The organism is Agrobacterium genomosp. 13 str. CFBP 6927, assembly GCA_900012615.1.
In the GTDB taxonomy this organism is placed as follows: domain Bacteria; phylum Pseudomonadota; class Alphaproteobacteria; order Rhizobiales; family Rhizobiaceae; genus Agrobacterium.
In genome coordinates this window covers 1,821,456-1,838,436 of record LT009756.1, presented here as the reverse complement: position 1 = coordinate 1,838,436, position 16,981 = coordinate 1,821,456, and the positions used below count along the sequence as shown (strand labels likewise).

Genomic DNA, 16,981 nt, shown 5'->3' with positions numbered 1-16,981 from the left:
GGCCACCTTCTCCCCGGCGGGGAGAAGAAAACTGCCGAGACGTCGGGGGAATAAGCCTCTTATGCCGTATCAGCCCTTGAGCTTCGCGATCACCAGATGGCCCGGTGTGGGGTTGCCGTCCTGCATGCGCACATTGATGTCGGTCACTTCGAGAATTTCAAAGCCGGTCGCGGCCAGTCTTTCGCGCACATAGGTTTCCGCATGGGCGAAGCGCTGGTGCGGGCCGACGATATAGGGGCGTCCGGCCATGGTCGCTTCAGGCAAGGTTTCCGACGAGAAGATCAGGAGGCCGCCGGGATTGAGGTTTTCGGCGGCACCGAAAAACAGCGGCTCCAGCGCGCCGAGATAGGGCAGCACATCGGTGGCGGTGATGATGTCGAAGGCCTCGTCGTCATTGTCCTCAAGAAAATCCTCCGCTTCGGCGACATAAAGCGTCTCGTAGAGGTCCTTTTCATGGGCGATCTCGACCATGTTTTCGGAAATATCGATGCCGGTGATATCGTCGGCCATGTCGCGCAGTGCTTCGCCGGTCAGGCCTGTGCCGCAGCCGAGATCGAGCTGGCGCTTGAAGGGACCGAGGTTCAACGCCTGCAGCCGCTGGCGCACCATCATCGGCACGGCGTAACCGAGCTGCTCGACAAGAATATCCTCGAAAGCTTCGGCGTGCTGGTCGAACAGGGTCTCGACATAGGCGTCGGGCGCTTTCGGCGGCGTTTCACCACGGCCCATGGCGGCGATGCGAACGGCCGCGCCGCCGTGATCGTCGGGGTCGATGGCCAGAACTTCCTCATAGGCCTTTACCGCCGCGTCCACATCGCCGGCTTTTTCAAGCGCAAGCGCGCGGTTATAGGCTTCGGCAAGCGCCTCTTCGTCGATTTTCTGGTTCTTCGTCATCGTGCGGTATCCATAACGTCTCTGGTTGACTTTGCTGTAAGCCGCAACGGGGACGGGCGCAATGTTTATGTGGCGCGACAGCTCAGTGAAGGATGAACTCTCCTTTCAGCGCGCGCCATTCCTGCGCCGAGATCACCTGCCGATGCACGTAGCGGACGGAGTGTAACGGCCCGTCGAGCTTTTCCTGCCAGAATTTGAGGAAACCGTGCATTTCGGGGAAGTCCGGGGCGAGATCGTAGTCCTGCCAGACATAGGTCTGGAGAACCAGCGGATGGTCCGGCATGCGGTAAAAAATCTGGGCGGTGGTGAGGCCGTAGCCCCTCAGCATCATTTCCATGTCCTTGTTCATGACGGCGGTTCCGATTTTCATGATTGCCGATAACAGCATTGCCGCTGTATCGAATATGGGAACACGACATGGTTAATCCAAGCTTGCCAGAAGCATGGATTGTCACAAAATAGTTATATTTTTCAAAATGTTGGCAGCCTCTATTGATGAGTGCTGCCAACTTGGCCCCTAGCGTTTCAGATGGCGCGTCAGGCGGGCTTCCAGCCATGCCCAGACATGCCGGAGCGTCTCGACGATCGTCAGATAGAAGATCGCGGCCCAGAGATAGGCCTGATAATCGAAGGTGCGGGAAAAGGCGTAACGGGTTTGTCCCATCAGGTCGAAGACCGTGACGATGGAGACCACCGCGGAGCCCTTGATCATCAGGATGATCTCATTGCCATGGGGCGCAGCGCCACGATCAGCGCCTGCGGCAGGATGATCTTACGGAAGGTGATGAATTTCGAAATGCCCAGGGAGGCGGCGCCCTCATGCTGGCCGCGCGGGACGCTGCGGATCGCGCCGCGCAGGATTTCGGCCTGATAGGCGGCGGTGTTGAGGGTGAGCGACAGGAGGCCGCAATACCAGGCCTCACGGAAGAACCACCAGAGACCGACCGCCTCCAGTTGCGGGCGAAAACTGCCAAGGCCGTAATAGATCAGGAAAAGCTGCGCCAGAAGCGGCGTGCTGCGGAAGACATAGACATAGGCATAGGCCAGTGCGCCGATGACGCGGTTTTCCGACATGCGGGCAAAGGCGATCGGCACCGAGAGAATGGCGCCGAGGATGATCGAGCTGCCGACCAGAGTGATGGTGGTGATGAGACCGTCAATATAACGCGGCCCGTAACGTTCGAATTTCGCCCAGTCCCAACCTTCGATCATCGCGAAGACCAGCCCGGCGGCGAGCAGCAGCCAGAGCGTGATGACGCCGATGCCGACGATGCGCGAAATATTGAGCGGCTTGTCGACGGCGGGCGGTGCGGCGCGCGGGGGAATGAGTTCCTGAATGTGGCTCATCGGCTTGCCTCCGACTTGCGCGACCAGCGATCGATGAAACCGATGCCGACGGAGGAAAGAAGTGCAAGGATGAGATAGAGCAGGCAGGCGATGCCGTAAAAGAAGAAGGCTTCCTTGCTGACACGGGCTGCGATGCCGGTCTGGCGGACGATATCCGCAAGGCCGATGATCGAGACATAGGACGTATCTTTCAGCAGGATGACCCAGAGGTTGGTCATGCCGGGCAGGGCGATCCTGACCAGCTGCGGAATGATGACGAGCAGCATGGTGCGGCTGCGTGAAAGTCCCAGCGCCGCGCCTGCCTCATATTGTCCCTTGGGTATGGCCTTGAAGGCGGAGAGCAGCACTTCGGAGGCGTAGGACGAAAACACCACCGAAAGTGCGACCATGCCTGCCACGAAGGCATTGATTTCAACGGGACCGGTGATGCCGACATAACCGGCGAGCGATTGCAGCAGCATCTGGATGCCGTAATAGACGATGAACAGCGTCAGCAGTTCCGGCAGGCCGCGGAAGATGGTGGTGTAAATGCCGGCGGCGAGCCGCAGCGATTTCTCTTCCGATTGCGCGGCAAGCGCGATGAGGAAACCGATCAGCAGCCCGACGGGCAGCGTGGCGAGCGCCAGCGAGATGGTGACCTTGACGCCGAAGGCGATTTCATCGCCCCAACCCGCATCGCCGCAGGCGACGAGTGTGCCGTTTCCGAAAAGCGAGAAGAGACCGACCGGCCCGCAGAAGGGGTCGAGAAGTGTCGAGACATAGGTCCAGAACGCACCTATGGCGGAAAATGCTCCGCTCATGCCAGTTTTCCCCCGCGGTCTTAAGCCGCCGTGATTGTTATGATTACGTTTTCAAACAAAAATGGCGGAAGGGCAAGCCTTCCGCCACGAGATTTCAACAAGCACTGTGCCTGTTACTGGCCGTAAACGTCGAAATCGAAGTATTTTTTGTTGATTTCCTGATATTTGCCGTTGGCGCGGATACCGGCGATGGCGGCGGTAAACTTGTCGGCAAGCGCCGTATCACCCTTGCGAACGGCAACGCCCGCGCCATTGCCGTTGATCTCGACATCGACCGGAAGCGGCGTCAGGATCTTGCAGCACTTGCCCGCATCCGTCTTCAGCCATTCAGACAGGACAACGATATCGTCGATAACGGCATCGATACGGCCATTGGCGATATCGAGCTTATATTCGTCGGCGGTCGGGTACATCTTCACGTCGGAACCCGGGAAATGCTTTTCGGCATAGTTGGAGTGGGTGGTGGAGCCCTGTGCGCCGAGCGACTTGCCCTTGAGATCATCGACGGACTTGATCGGCGAATCCTTCGGTACGGCGATGGCCGGCGGCGTGTTGTAATATTTCTTGGAGAAGTCGACCTTCTCGAGACGCTCGGGCGTGATCGACATGGATGCGATGATGGCATCGAATTTCTTGGCCTGCAGGGCCGGAATGATGCCGTCCCAGTCATTGGTGACGAAGGTGCATTCGGCCTTCATTTCGACGCAGAGCGCCTTGGCGATGTCGATGTCGAAGCCGGTCAGCGTGCCGTCGGCTTCAAGATTGTTGAAGGGCGGGTAGGCGCCTTCGGTGCCGATGACAATCTTGTCCTGCGCGAGGGCGGCGCCGGAAAACAGCGAGATGGCGGCAATCGATACGGCTGCGAGCAGACGGGTGGAAATAGGCATTTCGATCCTCTCTTTTGGTCGTTCATCCGCAGTCTGTTGTTGTTGTCAGTGCGGACGCCTTGAGCGCAGGGCGCGGCAGAACGGATTATACCGGCTGCGGCCTTCAGCGCGGCTCAGATTATTCATCCGGTTGGTCAAAAAATGCAACCGCAATATTAGTGATCGCGATTCCGTCGCCAAGCTATCACGAAAACGCCTTGATCTGTTCATTTCCGGTACAGAAGGGTTTGGTCATCATGGGAACCTAAGCGTGTGCAAGGCGTTGACCAGCGCCTGCACGCGCGGCCGGATTTTACGATGTCGCGGTATAAGCGACGCATAACGATTGGCAGATGAGGAAGCACCGATGCTGAAGAAGAACACATTGCTGACGGGGGTGGTTTTCCCCCTCATGTCGCTGGCGATTGCGGTGGAACCGGCCGCGGCCGGTTTTGCCGGCGCCGCGCGGGCGCAGACGCAGATGCCCCAGTCTCACGCTCTCCAGTCGCAGACCCCGCTGATTCTGGCGCAGGCGCAACCGGAAGGGCAGCCTGCGGAAGAGCAGAATCCGGAAGAGCTTTTGCGCAAGCAGCGCAAGCAGGCCGAGGAGGCGCAGCCCCAGGCCGAGCCGCAGAAGCAGGAGCAGGCGCCGGAACCGCCGCGTGAGCGCCCGCCGGAGCCGAAGGCCGAAGCCGAGCCGCAACGCGAACCCCAGCGTGAAGCGCAGCCGGAACCCCAGCGCGAGCCGCAGCAGCGCGAAGCCCGCCCGGAGCCTGCGCCAGCCGAACAGCCGCAGGAGCGCCCCCGCCGCGCACAGGAGCCGCAGGGTGAGGGCGAACAGCGTCCCGCCCGCCAGAAGGAGGCAGCTCCCGAGGCCGCACCGGCCGAACAGCAGCCGAAGGAGCGCCCGCGCAAACCGGAGCGGGCCGAACAGCCCGCGGGCGAGGGCGAGCAGCGCCCTGAACGTCCGCGCAAGGAACGGGCGAAGGAGCCGGCGGCCGAACAGCCTGCAGCAAGCCCCGAAAATGCCGAGCAGCCGGCCAAGCCCCGCGAACCGGCGCCCGGCAAAAAGCTGCAGGTAGAGGAAAGGGCCCCGGAACAGAAAGCCGAGCCGGCTGAAAAACCCGTTCCGGAGAAAAAACCGGCAGCCCCGGAACCTGCCGCGAAGGAAGCACCGGTTCCGACCGAAGCGCCCACGCCCGCACGTCCGCCGGCACCGGAGGCGCAGCCCAACCCCGCACCGGGCCAGCAGCCCTCCGAAAAGCCGCCGGTAGAAGGCCAGGGCAAGACCGAGCCTGCGGCTCCGCTGCCAGGCACGCCGACGCCACCGCCGCCAAGCGGTGCGACGACCGGGCAGGCGCCTGCTGGTGAACCCGTTCCCAATCAGGTCGCCATCCCGCAGACCGAAGCGCCTGCTATGACGAAGGAGGAGCTGGACAAGGCCAAGGCGATCGCCAAGGATCCGTCCAAGACTGCTGACACCGTTATCCTGCCTGTCGACAAGGGTGCCGCCGTTCTCGACAGTGACAAGGAAGTGGAACGTTCCGGCAACCGCCAGACCCGCGAGGAGCGCCGTCGTGAACGCGAACAGGCCGGTGACGTAAAGGTTCCGACCTCCGATGCCGAGGCGCAGCGCGCCGGTGCGGCCGAAGGCAAGGCCCCGCCGCCGCCCGTCAAGATGGAGGCCATCACCTCCCAGCAGGGCGAACGTGTCGATCGTCGCCCGCAATATGAACGGCCGGAAGGCGTGCGCGAATGGCAGCCGCGTGAAGGCCGTCCGCGTGACCGGGACCGCGATGCACCGATCATTCTGCAATTCGGTGATCGCGTTGTGGTGCGCGGCGACGACAACCAGCGCTTCATCCGCGATGGCGGCGAGCCCTATTACGAGCGTCTGCCCGGCGGCCGTGTCCGCGAAACGGTCGAGCGCCGCGATGGCACGCAGGTTGTGACGATCCGCAACCGCTATGGCGACGTGATTCAGCGCTCGCGAATCGACGATCGTGGCCGGGAATATGTGCTGTTCTATGCGCCCGATCTGATGGACGATCCCGACCGTGATTACGTCTATCGCGATCCGGGTCTCGACCTGCCGCCGATGCGCCTGCGCATTCCCGTTCGCGACTACATCATCGACACGTCGAGCGATCCCGACCGCGATTATTATCGCTTCCTGGAGCAGCCGCCGGTCGAGCCCGTGGAACGTGTCTACTCGCTGGATGAAGTGCGTTATTCGGCCCGTATCCGCGACAAGGTACGCCGTATCGACCTCGATACGATCACGTTCGCAACCGGCAGCGCCGAAATTCCGATGGCGCAGGCCCGTTCGCTGCGCAAGGTGGCGGATGCGATCAACAAGGCGCTGGACAAGAACCCCGGTGAAACCTTCCTCATCGAAGGCCATACCGACGCGGTCGGTTCGGATGAAAGCAACCTCGTTCTTTCCGACGAACGCGCCGCTTCCGTCGCCAATGTCCTGACCGATGTTTACGGCATTCCGCCGGAAAACCTCGCGACCCAAGGTTATGGCGAGCGTTACCTGAAGGTTCAGACGCTCGGCCCGGAACAGCAGAACCGCCGTGTCACCATCCGCCGCGTGACGCCGCTGGTGAAGCCGGTCGCCCAGAACTGATCGGGTTCGACAGGAAAAACAAAGGCCCGGAAGCGCAAGCTCTCCGGGCCTTTTTGTTGATGCAAGTTTTCCAAATACGCGACGTCATCCTCGCCCTTGAGGCGAGGATCTAATCACGTTTCCTCCAGTCGAGACGTAGTAGATGCTCGGGACAGGCCCGAGCATGACGGGGCACGTGTTTGTTCCAGCCTCGAAAGCCACGAAAGCACTCCGTTTGGGGTCCGCTGCCGAACGGCAGGAAGAGGAGATGTGTGTCCTCAGTTCAGCGCGACCGCGATCTCGGCGGCCAGCTGCGCATTGTTGCGCACAAGCGCAATATTGGTCTCAAGGCTGCGGCCATCCGTCAGGCGGAAGATATCGCCGAGCAGATAGGGCGTGACCGCCTTGCCCGTGACCTCGTCGCGCTCGGCATGGGAGATGGCGCGGTTGATGTAGATTTCCATTTCCTCGCGCGGAATCTCATCCTCTTCCGGTACGGGATTGGCCACCAGCATGCCGCCATCGATGCCGAGTTGTTCGCGGGTCACCTGGAAATTGGCGATGGCCGCCGGGCTGTTGAGCGAAAGCGGGCTCGGCAGGCCGGAGGAGCGCGACCAGAAAGCCGGGAATTCTTCCGAGCCGAAGGTGACAACAGGCACGCCATTGGTTTCGAGAACCTCGAGCGTCTTCGGAATATCGAGGATCGCCTTGGCGCCGGCGCAGACGACGATCACGCCGGTTTTCGCAAGTTCGGTCAGATCGGCGGAGATGTCGAAGGTCTCTTCCGCACCCTTGTGCACGCCGCCAATGCCGCCGGTGGCGAAAACGCGGATACCGGCGCGGGCGGCGGCGATCATGGTGGCGGCCACCGTGGTGGCGCCGGTGCGGCGCTCGGCAATCGCGAAGGCGATGTCGGCGCGCGAGACCTTCATGGCGTCGGTGGTCTTTGCCAGCGCTTCCAGCTGGTTCTTCTCAAGGCCGATATGCAGGGTGCCGTGAATGACGGCGATGGTTGCGGGAACAGCACCCTGATCGCGGATGATCTGCTCGACGCTTTCGGCCATCTCGATATTGCCGGGATAGGGCATGCCATGGGTGATGATGGTCGATTCGAGCGCCACGATCGGTGCGCCGCGCTGCTTGGCGGCGGCGACTTCTTGCGAATAAACGATGGGCAGGAGCGGGGAGATGGGGCGGGTCATTCTGTCTGTTCCAGGTTCTTAAAACGGGTTCATGCCAGCATTTCGGCTTCGGGGACAAGCCCCAACATGGCCTCGACACTGTCTTTTGATAGGTCTTGGGCAGTGGCGAAGGGCGATTGCACGGTGATGGCTGCCGCCGCGGCTCCCAGCCGCAATGCTTCTGCGATCGTTTTGCCACCGGCAATCGCCGCGAGATAACCGGAGGCCATGGCATCGCCGGCGCCGGTTACGTCCTTGACCTCGCGGATCAGGGGCGGGTGGAGGATCGCGGTTTCCGTCCCTTTGAAGGCGACGACTTCGCTGGCGCCACGGGTAACGATGCCGCCGGCAAGGCCGGCCTTGCGCAGGATTTCCGGCCAGTCGCGGACATTGGCGGCCGTTTGCCCCGTCAGGGCGCGGGCCTCGGCCTCATTCATGAAAAGCATATCGATATCGGCGAGCGCGCCTTTCAGCTTCACCGCCTTGGCGGGCGAAATGGCGATGGCCGCAAGCGGCTTTTCGCAGGCGCGGGCAACGAGGCCGAGCGCCGTCAGCGTATCCTCCGGCAGATTGGCGTCGCAGAGCAGAAAGTCGCTCGCGGTGATCGCCTCGCGCACGGCACGCACCTTCAGGCGGCGCGGGGTGAAGAGCTTGTAGAGGTCCATATCGGCAAGCGCGATGACCAGATTGCCGTCTCGTTCCAGAATGGCGGTGTAGCTTGGCGTGCGGCGGTCGAGGAAGGTGAAGGGCGTGTCTTCCACACCCGCCTGCCTTGCTGCCTCCGCCACGGCTTCGCCGGTGACGTCGCCACCGCGCGGGGCAATGATGCGGACCTGAAAACCGAGCCGGGAGAGATTGCGGGCCGCATTGAAACCGCCGCCCCCGGCCTCTTCCATCCACGAGCCGGGATTGCTGGCGCCGGGCGTCGTTTCCGCCTCGATCATGCCGCGCCTGTCGATATGCGCGCCGCCCAGAACGAGTATTTTCTTCACGCTTGCGTTTCCCTCTCTGGCGGATGGAAAGACCGGACGATTCGGCCTAAAATGGTGTCTTCCTGACCTCGCATCCGGTTTGCGGCGATGGGCCGCGCACGGAAAAACGAAAGCAGAACAAACGACTTATCCCTATTTGTTTTCAATGTGCTGGCTCAGCCTTGCGGAATGAGAACAAATAGAGTACATACCATTTCCATACTGCTTCATTGCCTGTGCGGCTTCAATAACCTAAAGGTGGTTCGGATGGCACAAAATTCTTTGCGTCTCGTAGAGGATAAATCGGTGGATAAAAGCAAGGCACTGGAAGCGGCGCTCTCCCAGATCGAACGGTCGTTCGGCAAGGGATCGATCATGAAGCTCGGTTCCAATGAAAATGTGGTTGAAGTGGAGACCGTTTCGACGGGGTCGCTCAGCCTGGATATCGCGCTCGGAATCGGCGGTTTGCCGAAGGGGCGCATCATTGAAATTTATGGCCCGGAAAGCTCTGGTAAAACGACGCTGGCATTGCAGACCATTGCCGAAGCCCAGAAGAAGGGCGGCATCTGCGCCTTCGTGGACGCCGAACATGCGCTCGATCCGGTCTATGCCCGCAAGCTCGGTGTGGATTTGCAGGGCCTTTTGATCTCACAGCCGGATACGGGCGAGCAGGCTCTGGAAATCACCGATACGCTGGTACGCTCCGGTGCCGTCGACGTGCTGGTCGTGGACTCGGTTGCGGCGCTGACGCCGCGGGCCGAAATCGAAGGCGAGATGGGCGACAGCCTGCCGGGTCTTCAAGCGCGTTTGATGAGCCAGGCGCTGCGCAAGCTGACAGCCTCGATCTCCAAGTCCAAGTGCATGGTGATCTTCATCAACCAGATCCGCATGAAGATCGGCGTCATGTTCGGTTCGCCGGAAACGACGACGGGCGGCAATGCGCTGAAATTCTACGCTTCGGTTCGTCTCGACATCCGCCGCATCGGCGCCGTCAAGGAACGCGAAGAGGTTGTCGGCAACCAGACCCGTGTGAAGGTCGTCAAGAACAAGATGGCGCCGCCCTTCAAGCAGGTGGAATTCGACATCATGTATGGCGAGGGTGTTTCCAAGACTGGTGAGCTTGTCGATCTCGGCGTCAAGGCCGGCATCGTCGAAAAATCCGGTGCTTGGTTCTCCTATAACAGCCAGCGTCTGGGGCAGGGGCGTGAAAACGCCAAGACCTTCCTGCGCGACAATCCGGAAACGGCAAATGAGATCGAACTGGCGCTGCGCCAGAATGCCGGTCTGATCGCCGACCGCTTCCTGCAGAATGGCGGCCCGGACGCCGGCGAAGGCGACGACGGCAGCGACGAAGGCTGATGCCTTCCTGTGAAGTCTCGGACATCGCCGCCCGCAGACTTTCCTGAACTTGTATAGATCAAAAAGGGTCGTGCGATTTTTCTTCGCGTGGCCCTTTTTATTTGCCTATATGTCTTGCTTCGCCTCCATGGCTGGACAGGGCAGGGTGCGAACGATAAAAGCCAGTGATTTTGCAATAAAGCTATCGTTTCCGATGGCAATGATGGACTCCAGCTGTGAGCGGTGTGTGGGCATGAGCGGTGTGAATGAAATTCGGTCGACCTTTCTCGACTACTTCAAGAAGAACGGACACGAGGTCGTGCCCTCCAGCCCGCTGGTGCCGCGCAACGATCCGACACTGATGTTCACCAATGCGGGCATGGTGCAGTTCAAGAACGTCTTCACCGGTCTCGAAAGCCGTCCCTATTCCACGGCTGCCTCGGCGCAGAAATGCGTGCGCGCCGGCGGCAAGCATAATGATCTGGACAATGTCGGTTATACGGCCCGCCACCATACCTTCTTCGAAATGCTCGGCAATTTCTCCTTTGGCGATTATTTCAAGGAAGAGGCGATCACCCATGCCTGGAACCTGATCACCAAGGAATTCGGCATCGACCGCAACCGTCTGCTGGTCACCGTCTATCACACCGACGATGAGGCCTTTAACCTCTGGAAGAAGATTGCCGGTTTCTCCGACGACCGCATCATCCGCATTCCGACCAGCGACAATTTCTGGGCGATGGGCGATACCGGTCCCTGTGGTCCCTGTTCGGAAATCTTCTACGACCATGGCGACCATATCTGGGGCGGCCCGCCCGGCTCGCCGGAAGAGGATGGCGACCGGTTCATCGAAATCTGGAACCTCGTCTTCATGCAATATGAGCAGCTGACGAAGGAAGAGCGCATCGACCTGCCGCGCCCGTCGATCGACACCGGCATGGGTCTTGAGCGTATTTCCGCGCTGTTGCAGGGCAAGCACGACAATTACGACACCGATCTGTTCCGCGCGCTGATTTCCGCTTCCGTCGAGGCGACCGGCGTTCCGGCCGAAGGCGAAAAGCGCGCCAGCCACCGGGTCATCGCCGACCATCTGCGCTCGTCCGCCTTCCTGATCGCCGATGGTGTTCTGCCGTCGAACGAAGGTCGCGGTTACGTTCTGCGCCGCATCATGCGCCGCGCCATGCGCCATGCCGAGCTTCTCGGCGCGCGCGAGCCGCTGATCTACAAGCTTTTGCCGGCATTGGTGCAGCAGATGGGCCGCGCCTATCCGGAACTGGTGCGCGCCGAGGCGCTGATCTCCGAAACGCTGAAGCTCGAGGAAACCCGTTTCCGCAAAACGCTGGAGCGTGGCCTGTCGCTTCTGTCCGACGCGACCTCGACCCTGCACAAGGGCGACATGCTGGATGGCGAGACCGCCTTCAAGCTTTATGACACCTATGGCTTCCCGCTCGATCTGACGCAGGATGCGCTGCGCGCCCGCGAAATCGGTGTCGATATTTCCGGTTTCACCGATGCCATGGAGCGCCAGAAGGCGGAAGCTCGCTCGCATTGGGCCGGTTCCGGCGACAAGGCGACCGAAACCGTCTGGTTCGAGCTGAAGGAAAAATTCGGCGCGAGTGAGTTCCTGGGATATGACACGGAAACCGCCGAAGGCGTCATTCAGGCGATCGTCAAGGATGGCAAGTCGGTTGACAGCGCCGCCGATGGCGAGACGGTGCAGATCGTCGTCAACCAGACGCCGTTTTATGGCGAGTCGGGTGGCCAGATGGGCGATACCGGCGTGATCTCGTCCGACAATGGCACCTTTGCCGTTTCCGACACGCAGAAGAAGGGCGAAGGTCTCTTCGTGCATACGGGCGCCGTTTCCAAGGGTGGCTTCAAGCTCGGCGAGGCCGTGCAGCTGACGGTGGATCATGAGCGTCGCTCCCGTCTGCGCGCCAACCACTCCGCCACGCACCTGCTGCATGAGGCGTTGCGCGAAGTGCTCGGCACCCATGTGGCCCAGAAGGGTTCGCTGGTTGCGCCCGAGCGCCTGCGTTTCGACGTTTCGCATCCAAAGCCGATGTCGGCCGAGGAGCTGAAGGTCGTCGAGGAAATGGCAAACGAGATCGTGCTGCAGAATTCGCCGGTTGTCACACGCCTGATGAGCGTTGACGACGCCATCGCCGAGGGCGCGATGGCGCTGTTCGGCGAAAAATACGGCGATGAGGTTCGCGTCGTGTCCATGGGCACCGGCGTGCAGGGGGCGAAGGCCAACCGTCCATACTCTGTCGAGCTTTGCGGCGGCACCCATGTTGCGGCCACCGGCCAGATCGGCCTTATTCGCATTCTCGGCGAAAGCGCCGTTGGTGCGGGCGTGCGCCGTCTTGAAGCCGTCACGGGGCAGGGTGCGCTTGCCTATCTTGCCGAGCAGGATGAGCGGGTGAAGGCGCTGGCCTCGTCGCTTAAGGTGCAGCCGGGCGATGTGCTGTCGCGTGTCGAGGGCCTTCTCGACGAACGCAAGAAGCTGGAGCGCGAGCTTGCGGATGCCCGCAGGAAACTTGCCATGGGTGGCGGTTCTTCGGATGCCGGTGCAAATGATGTCCAGCAGGTTGCGGGCGTCAATTTCCTCGCAAAATCCCTGTCCGGCATCGATGCCAAGGATCTCAAGGGTCTTGCCGATGAAGCCAAGGCCAATCTCGGTTCGGGCGTCGTGCTGCTGATTGCCGTTTCCGATGATGGCAAGGCAAGCGCTGTCGCTGCCGTGACCGAAGATCTGACGGCCCGTTTCAGCGCCGTCGACATTGTCCGCACCGCTTCCGCAGCCCTTGGCGGCAAGGGCGGTGGTGGACGCCCCGATATGGCGCAGGCCGGCGGCCCTGATGGCGCCAAGGCGCAGGAGGCCATCGAAGCGGTGGCCGCGGCGCTGGCGGCATGATCTGGAAGAGTTGAAGAGGCGGGGTTTTACCCCGCCTTTTTGTTTCGGCCCTCAAGGGCTGGGAGCAGAGGGCCCGGAATCTTGAGCGCCGGGGACATGACGGAGGGAATGCAATGCGTTTTGTAAATCCCATTCCTTTCGTGCGCGATATCAGCCGCTCCAAAGAGTTTTATCGTGACAGGATCGGCCTGGCCGTATTGCAGGATTTCGGGAACTTCGTTCTCTTTGAAAGCGGCTTTGCGATCCATGAGGGGCGGTCGCTTGAGGAGACGGTCTGGCGGACATCGCTGGCTACGGAGGAACCCTATGGCAGACGAAACATGCTGCTTTATTTCGAACATGCGGATGTCGATGCGGCTTTTCGAAATATCGCACCGCATGTGGAGCTTATCCACCCTCTCGAGCGGCAGGCCTGGGGACAGAGGGTGTTTCGCTTTTACGATCCGGATGGGCATGCGATAGAAGTCGGAGAGCCGCTTAGCCAATCCGGGGCGTGATCCGTTGCCAAGACCGATCCGACAGGCGAGGTCCGGACCGGTTATGGTTCAGTCGTTGCAACAGGGGCGGGTGGTTTATCCCGTTGCCTGTAAATCCTTCGCGGCTTCTTCATCCAGCTGGGCTGCCCGCTTGAAGGCCGGGCGATCTGTCAGATGCGACATGTAGTCGATAAAGGCCGGGCGTTTTTCGATCGTGCCGAAGTGCAGGCCCCAGCCGACATGGGCACCGACATAGACATCCGCTGCGGTGAAGAGGTCACCGGCGATGAAACGGTTTTCGCTGACGGCGCGTTCCAGCGTGTTCATCACATCCGTATAGCTGCCGCAGCCGGCCATGCGCAGTTTTTCCTTTGGCACTTCGAAACCCATTGCCTTCATGCTGGCCGCCATTTCCAGCGGGCCGGCGGCGAAGAACATCCAGCGGTAATAGAGCCCGCGTGCCTTCGGTGTCGGTGCGAGGTTGGCGCCGGGAAAGGCATCGGCAAGATAAGCGCAGATTGCCGCCGCCTCGGTGACGATGGTATCGCCGTGTTTGATGGCGGGCACCTTGGCCATCGGATTTATCAGCCGATAGGCGGGCGACTTCATCGAGGTTTCGAAGCCCAGTATTTCCGTTTTGTACGGAACGCCGACTTCCTCGAGCATCCAGCGCGCGATGCGACCGCGCGACATGGGATTGGTGTAGAAGATCAACTCACTCATGGCTTTGCCTCCCCAAGCAAAATCGCCGAAGCATCATGAGAAACCGGTGCGGATTTCTTGCTGTCACGGTGCATTTTTATAGTCCGCAGCGTCATTTGCGCGTCTTTCAAGATTGCGTCGACGCTCCGATGAAATTCTGACTGTGCCGGGCAAGTTATACGTGAGTAAATGCTGTTTCAGCTTTGTCTTATTGTTATGCTGGCCGCGGCACTGTGCGGAATCGAAGTTTGCGCCTAGTGCAACGTCTAATCAAGATACTGTGAACAAAAAAGAAACCCGGCGTTGCGGCCGGGTTTTTGTTGTCTGCTATTTCTCGCTGCCCGCTGGACCGTGGGGTACCTTTCAGCAATGCATCGCGAAGTGCCGGGTTTGTGGTGGGTCAATCAGCCGTGCGTCTTTCGCCATGTCTGGTGGCGGCAAGCAATGCGAGAAGAAAGGCTATGCCCGTGAGTACGGTGCGGATGAGGTTGGAAAGCGCCCACCGGTCACGCAGCTCCTGCCAGTCGCTCGGTATCTCGGCCGAAACCGTCTTGAAAAACTCGTTGATGGGAACATTGACCAACCGGGTCTGGATCACGACGATTGTGTAGATGATCAAGGCCCACACCCACAGCAGCCGGCTGTCGCGGTCGACAAGCGACGCACCAAGAAGGGCGGCGAGCGGAACAAAGAAGGTCGCAAAGAAGATGCCGTTGCGGACGCTGACGTTGATGCCATTAAACGCCTGGATGAAAATATCCGCTTCCAGTTGCTGGAACGCCATCATGACGGGATTGCTGAAGGCGAAGAAGAAGCCGGCCATTATGCCAAGGGTCATGGGCGCAAAGAGGCGCAGTGCGAAACATGCCGCTTTTCTTGCCGGCCCCAGCGCGGGAAAGTGCTTTATTGTTATGGCATGCAGAAATGAGCTGGACATGAAAATCTCCATAGAATAACCGTACATATGTGTACGGTTATTCCGTACGCATATGTACGGTTTTTGTCAAGGAGCACGAATGCGAAGCGAGAGCAGGGAATTACGCCGGCGTGAAATTATCGAGCATGCCTTCGCCATGCTTGCCGAGGACGGCTATGCCGCGTTTTCCATGCAGGCGCTGGCAAAGGTGAGCAGGTCGTCCAAGGAGACGCTGTATGGCTGGTTCGGCGGCAAGGCCGGGCTTTATGAAGCCATGGTCGAAGAAAATGCGGCGAGATTGATATTGCCATCGGCGGAAGCGGCGGATGGCGTGGCGGAACTCTCCCGTTTCGGAGCGGATCTCCTGTCGATGCTGCTGGGAGAGCGGGCCGTGCTGCTCAATCGTGTTGCGGCGGCGGAAGCGGGCGTTGATGCCGCGCTTGGCGCGTTTCTGGCGGAGAAAGGGCGTGACCGTGTCATGCCGAAACTCGCCGCTTATTTTCAAGCGTTGGAAAAACAGGGTGTCAAATGCACCGACGCTTCGGAAGAGCCTGCGGAAATCTGGCTGTCGCTTCTGGTGGGGGATTTGCAGATCAGGCGCGCCACCGGCGCTATCGGCCTTCCGGCGGAAGCGGAGATAAGGGTTCGATCGGCACGCGCAGCGACGATGATTTTCCGGCTCTGCGGCGCGCATGAAAAAACCCGGCGCTGAGGCCGGGTTTTAAAACTGCCGAGTGAGGGGGCTTAAGCCGCCATCGCCTTCTTGAGGTTTTCATCGATCTTGTCGAGGAAGGCGGTGGTGGAGAGCCAGGGCTGGTCCGGTCCGATGAGGAGCGCCAGATCCTTGGTCATGAAGCCGCTTTCGACGGTGTCGACGCAGACGGTTTCAAGCGTTGCAGCGAACTTCGCCAGCTCGGCATTGTCGTCCAGCTTGGCGCGGTGGGCGAGGCCACGGGTCCAGGCGAAGATCGATGCGATCGAGTTGGTCGAGGTTTCCTGGCCCTTCTGGTGCTGGCGGTAGTGGCGCGTCACCGTGCCGTGTGCGGCTTCGGCTTCGACCGTGCGGCCATCGGGAGACAGAAGAACGGAGGTCATCAGGCCGAGCGAGCCGAAGCCCTGCGCAACCGTATCGGACTGCACGTCGCCGTCATAGTTCTTGCAGGCCCAGATGTAGCCGCCGGACCACTTCAGCGCGGAAGCGACCATGTCGTCGATCAGGCGGTGTTCATAGATGATGCCGATTTCGTCGAACTGCTTCTTGAACTCGTTCTGGTAGACTTCTTCGAAGATATCCTTGAAGCGGCCGTCATAGGCCTTGAGGATGGTGTTCTTCGTGGAGAGGTAAACCGGCCACTTGCGCATCAGGCCATAGTTCATGGAGGCGCGGGCGAATTCGCGGATCGATTCATCGAGGTTGTACATGGCAAGTGCCACGCCGGCGCTCGGGGCGTCGAAGACGTCCTTCTCGATGACCTGGCCGTCTTCACCGACGAACTTGATGGTCAGCTTGCCCTTGCCGGGGAACTTGAAATCGGTTGCCTTGTACTGGTCGCCGAAAGCGTGACGGCCGACGACGATCGGCTTGGTCCAGCCGGGAACGAGGCGCGGAACGTTCTTGCAGATGATCGGCTCGCGGAAGATGACGCCGCCCAGAATGTTGCGGATCGTGCCGTTCGGGCTCTTCCACATCTGCTTCAGGCCGAATTCCTCGACGCGGGCTTCATCCGGGGTGATGGTGGCGCATTTGATGCCGACGCCATGCTTCTTGATGGCGTGCGCCGCATCAACGGTAACCTGGTCGTTGGTGGCATCACGGTTTTCAACCGAGAGGTCGTAATATTCGATATCGAGATCGAGGTAAGGCAGGATCAGCTTGTCCTTGATGAGCTGCCAGATGATACGGGTCATTTCGTCGCCGTCGAGATCGACGACCGGATTGGCTACCTTGATCTTTGCCATGAA

General features: G+C 60.4%; 14 protein-coding genes and 1 pseudogene. 5 read left to right on the top strand and 10 right to left on the bottom strand.

Features of this window, described 5'->3' with window-relative positions; all coding sequences use genetic code 11:
• Positions 1-69 precede the first annotated feature (69 nt).
• From AGR13A_RS09170 to AGR13A_RS09150, 5 genes and pseudogenes are all read right to left on the bottom strand, one after another.
• Positions 70-894 carry a class I SAM-dependent DNA methyltransferase gene (locus AGR13A_RS09170; protein WP_080834895.1) on the bottom strand — a complete coding sequence of 275 codons (825 nt, stop codon included), beginning with the start codon at positions 892-894 and terminating at the stop codon, positions 70-72.
• An 82-nt stretch (positions 895-976) separates the two neighbouring features.
• Positions 977-1,243, bottom strand: coding sequence for an usg protein (locus AGR13A_RS09165; protein ID WP_035224318.1), 267 nt, complete (start codon positions 1,241-1,243; stop codon positions 977-979).
• Between the two features lie 168 nt (positions 1,244-1,411).
• Positions 1,412-2,241 (bottom strand): annotated as a pseudogene (locus tag AGR13A_RS09160) (ABC transporter permease).
• Positions 2,238-3,041, bottom strand: a complete 804-nt coding sequence (locus tag AGR13A_RS09155; RefSeq protein ID WP_035224148.1) for an ABC transporter permease — start codon at positions 3,039-3,041, stop codon at positions 2,238-2,240. The pseudogene AGR13A_RS09160 and the gene AGR13A_RS09155 overlap by 4 nt, the downstream one beginning before the upstream one ends.
• 113 nt (positions 3,042-3,154) lie before the next feature.
• Complete coding sequence (locus AGR13A_RS09150; protein WP_035224151.1) at positions 3,155-3,928, bottom strand: ABC transporter substrate-binding protein; 774 nt, start codon at positions 3,926-3,928, stop codon at positions 3,155-3,157.
• A gap of 346 nt (positions 3,929-4,274) precedes the next feature.
• On the opposite strand from AGR13A_RS09150, the gene AGR13A_RS09140 reads away from it, so the two are divergent.
• Positions 4,275-6,539, top strand: a complete 2,265-nt coding sequence (locus AGR13A_RS09140; protein ID WP_080834893.1) for an OmpA family protein — start codon at positions 4,275-4,277, stop codon at positions 6,537-6,539.
• 257 nt (positions 6,540-6,796) lie between these two features.
• On the opposite strand, the gene AGR13A_RS09135 is transcribed toward AGR13A_RS09140, so the two are convergent.
• A complete protein-coding gene (locus AGR13A_RS09135; RefSeq protein ID WP_080834892.1) occupies positions 6,797-7,720 on the bottom strand; it encodes a pseudouridine-5'-phosphate glycosidase in 924 nt (307 codons plus the stop codon).
• Between the two features lie 29 nt (positions 7,721-7,749).
• Positions 7,750-8,691 carry a carbohydrate kinase family protein gene (locus AGR13A_RS09130; RefSeq protein ID WP_080834889.1) on the bottom strand — a complete coding sequence of 314 codons (942 nt, stop codon included), beginning with the start codon at positions 8,689-8,691 and terminating at the stop codon, positions 7,750-7,752.
• A gap of 246 nt (positions 8,692-8,937) precedes the next feature.
• Between AGR13A_RS09130 and recA the strand changes: the two genes are divergently transcribed.
• The 3 genes from recA (at position 8,938) to AGR13A_RS09115 (ending at position 13,422) form a co-directional block, all read left to right on the top strand.
• A complete protein-coding gene (gene recA, locus AGR13A_RS09125; RefSeq protein ID WP_080834887.1) occupies positions 8,938-10,029 on the top strand; it encodes a recombinase RecA in 1,092 nt (363 codons plus the stop codon).
• Between the two features lie 232 nt (positions 10,030-10,261).
• Positions 10,262-12,925 carry an alanine--tRNA ligase gene (gene alaS, locus AGR13A_RS09120; RefSeq protein WP_080834885.1) on the top strand — a complete coding sequence of 888 codons (2,664 nt, stop codon included), beginning with the start codon at positions 10,262-10,264 and terminating at the stop codon, positions 12,923-12,925.
• Between the two features lie 113 nt (positions 12,926-13,038).
• Entirely contained in the window at positions 13,039-13,422 is a 384-nt protein-coding gene (locus AGR13A_RS09115) for a VOC family protein (RefSeq protein WP_080834883.1), read from the top strand.
• Positions 13,423-13,497: 75 nt separating this feature from the next.
• Here AGR13A_RS09115 and AGR13A_RS09110 read toward each other — a convergent pair whose 3' ends face one another.
• Both AGR13A_RS09110 and AGR13A_RS09105 read right to left on the bottom strand, forming a co-directional pair.
• Entirely contained in the window at positions 13,498-14,124 is a 627-nt protein-coding gene (locus AGR13A_RS09110; protein WP_080834881.1) for a glutathione S-transferase family protein, read from the bottom strand.
• A 379-nt stretch (positions 14,125-14,503) separates the two neighbouring features.
• Positions 14,504-15,040 carry an anthrone oxygenase family protein gene (locus AGR13A_RS09105; protein WP_167377452.1) on the bottom strand — a complete coding sequence of 179 codons (537 nt, stop codon included), beginning with the start codon at positions 15,038-15,040 and terminating at the stop codon, positions 14,504-14,506.
• Positions 15,041-15,119: 79 nt separating this feature from the next.
• Here AGR13A_RS09105 and AGR13A_RS09100 point away from each other — a divergent pair, with 79 nt between their 5' ends.
• Positions 15,120-15,731 carry a TetR/AcrR family transcriptional regulator gene (locus AGR13A_RS09100; RefSeq protein WP_167377451.1) on the top strand — a complete coding sequence of 204 codons (612 nt, stop codon included), beginning with the start codon at positions 15,120-15,122 and terminating at the stop codon, positions 15,729-15,731.
• A 32-nt stretch (positions 15,732-15,763) separates the two neighbouring features.
• Here AGR13A_RS09100 and AGR13A_RS09095 read toward each other — a convergent pair whose 3' ends face one another.
• A complete protein-coding gene (locus tag AGR13A_RS09095) occupies positions 15,764-16,978 on the bottom strand; it encodes an NADP-dependent isocitrate dehydrogenase (protein WP_035224173.1) in 1,215 nt (404 codons plus the stop codon).
• Positions 16,979-16,981: the final 3 nt, after the last annotated feature.

Coding starts and splice junctions, on each gene's coding strand:
- recA (WP_080834887.1), top strand. CDS start 8,938: ATGGCACAAAATTCTTTGCGTCTCGTAGAGGATAAATCGGTGGATAAA.
- AGR13A_RS09115 (WP_080834883.1), top strand. CDS start 13,039: ATGCGTTTTGTAAATCCCATTCCTTTCGTGCGCGATATCAGCCGCTCC.
- AGR13A_RS09110 (WP_080834881.1), bottom strand. CDS start 14,124: ATGAGTGAGTTGATCTTCTACACCAATCCCATGTCGCGCGGTCGCATC.
- AGR13A_RS09170 (WP_080834895.1), bottom strand. CDS start 894: ATGACGAAGAACCAGAAAATCGACGAAGAGGCGCTTGCCGAAGCCTAT.
- alaS (WP_080834885.1), top strand. CDS start 10,262: ATGAGCGGTGTGAATGAAATTCGGTCGACCTTTCTCGACTACTTCAAG.
- AGR13A_RS09165 (WP_035224318.1), bottom strand. CDS start 1,243: ATGAACAAGGACATGGAAATGATGCTGAGGGGCTACGGCCTCACCACC.
- AGR13A_RS09155 (WP_035224148.1), bottom strand. CDS start 3,041: ATGAGCGGAGCATTTTCCGCCATAGGTGCGTTCTGGACCTATGTCTCG.
- AGR13A_RS09095 (WP_035224173.1), bottom strand. CDS start 16,978: ATGGCAAAGATCAAGGTAGCCAATCCGGTCGTCGATCTCGACGGCGAC.
- AGR13A_RS09150 (WP_035224151.1), bottom strand. CDS start 3,928: ATGCCTATTTCCACCCGTCTGCTCGCAGCCGTATCGATTGCCGCCATC.
- AGR13A_RS09135 (WP_080834892.1), bottom strand. CDS start 7,720: ATGACCCGCCCCATCTCCCCGCTCCTGCCCATCGTTTATTCGCAAGAA.
- AGR13A_RS09100 (WP_167377451.1), top strand. CDS start 15,120: ATGCGAAGCGAGAGCAGGGAATTACGCCGGCGTGAAATTATCGAGCAT.
- AGR13A_RS09105 (WP_167377452.1), bottom strand. CDS start 15,040: ATGTCCAGCTCATTTCTGCATGCCATAACAATAAAGCACTTTCCCGCG.
- AGR13A_RS09140 (WP_080834893.1), top strand. CDS start 4,275: ATGCTGAAGAAGAACACATTGCTGACGGGGGTGGTTTTCCCCCTCATG.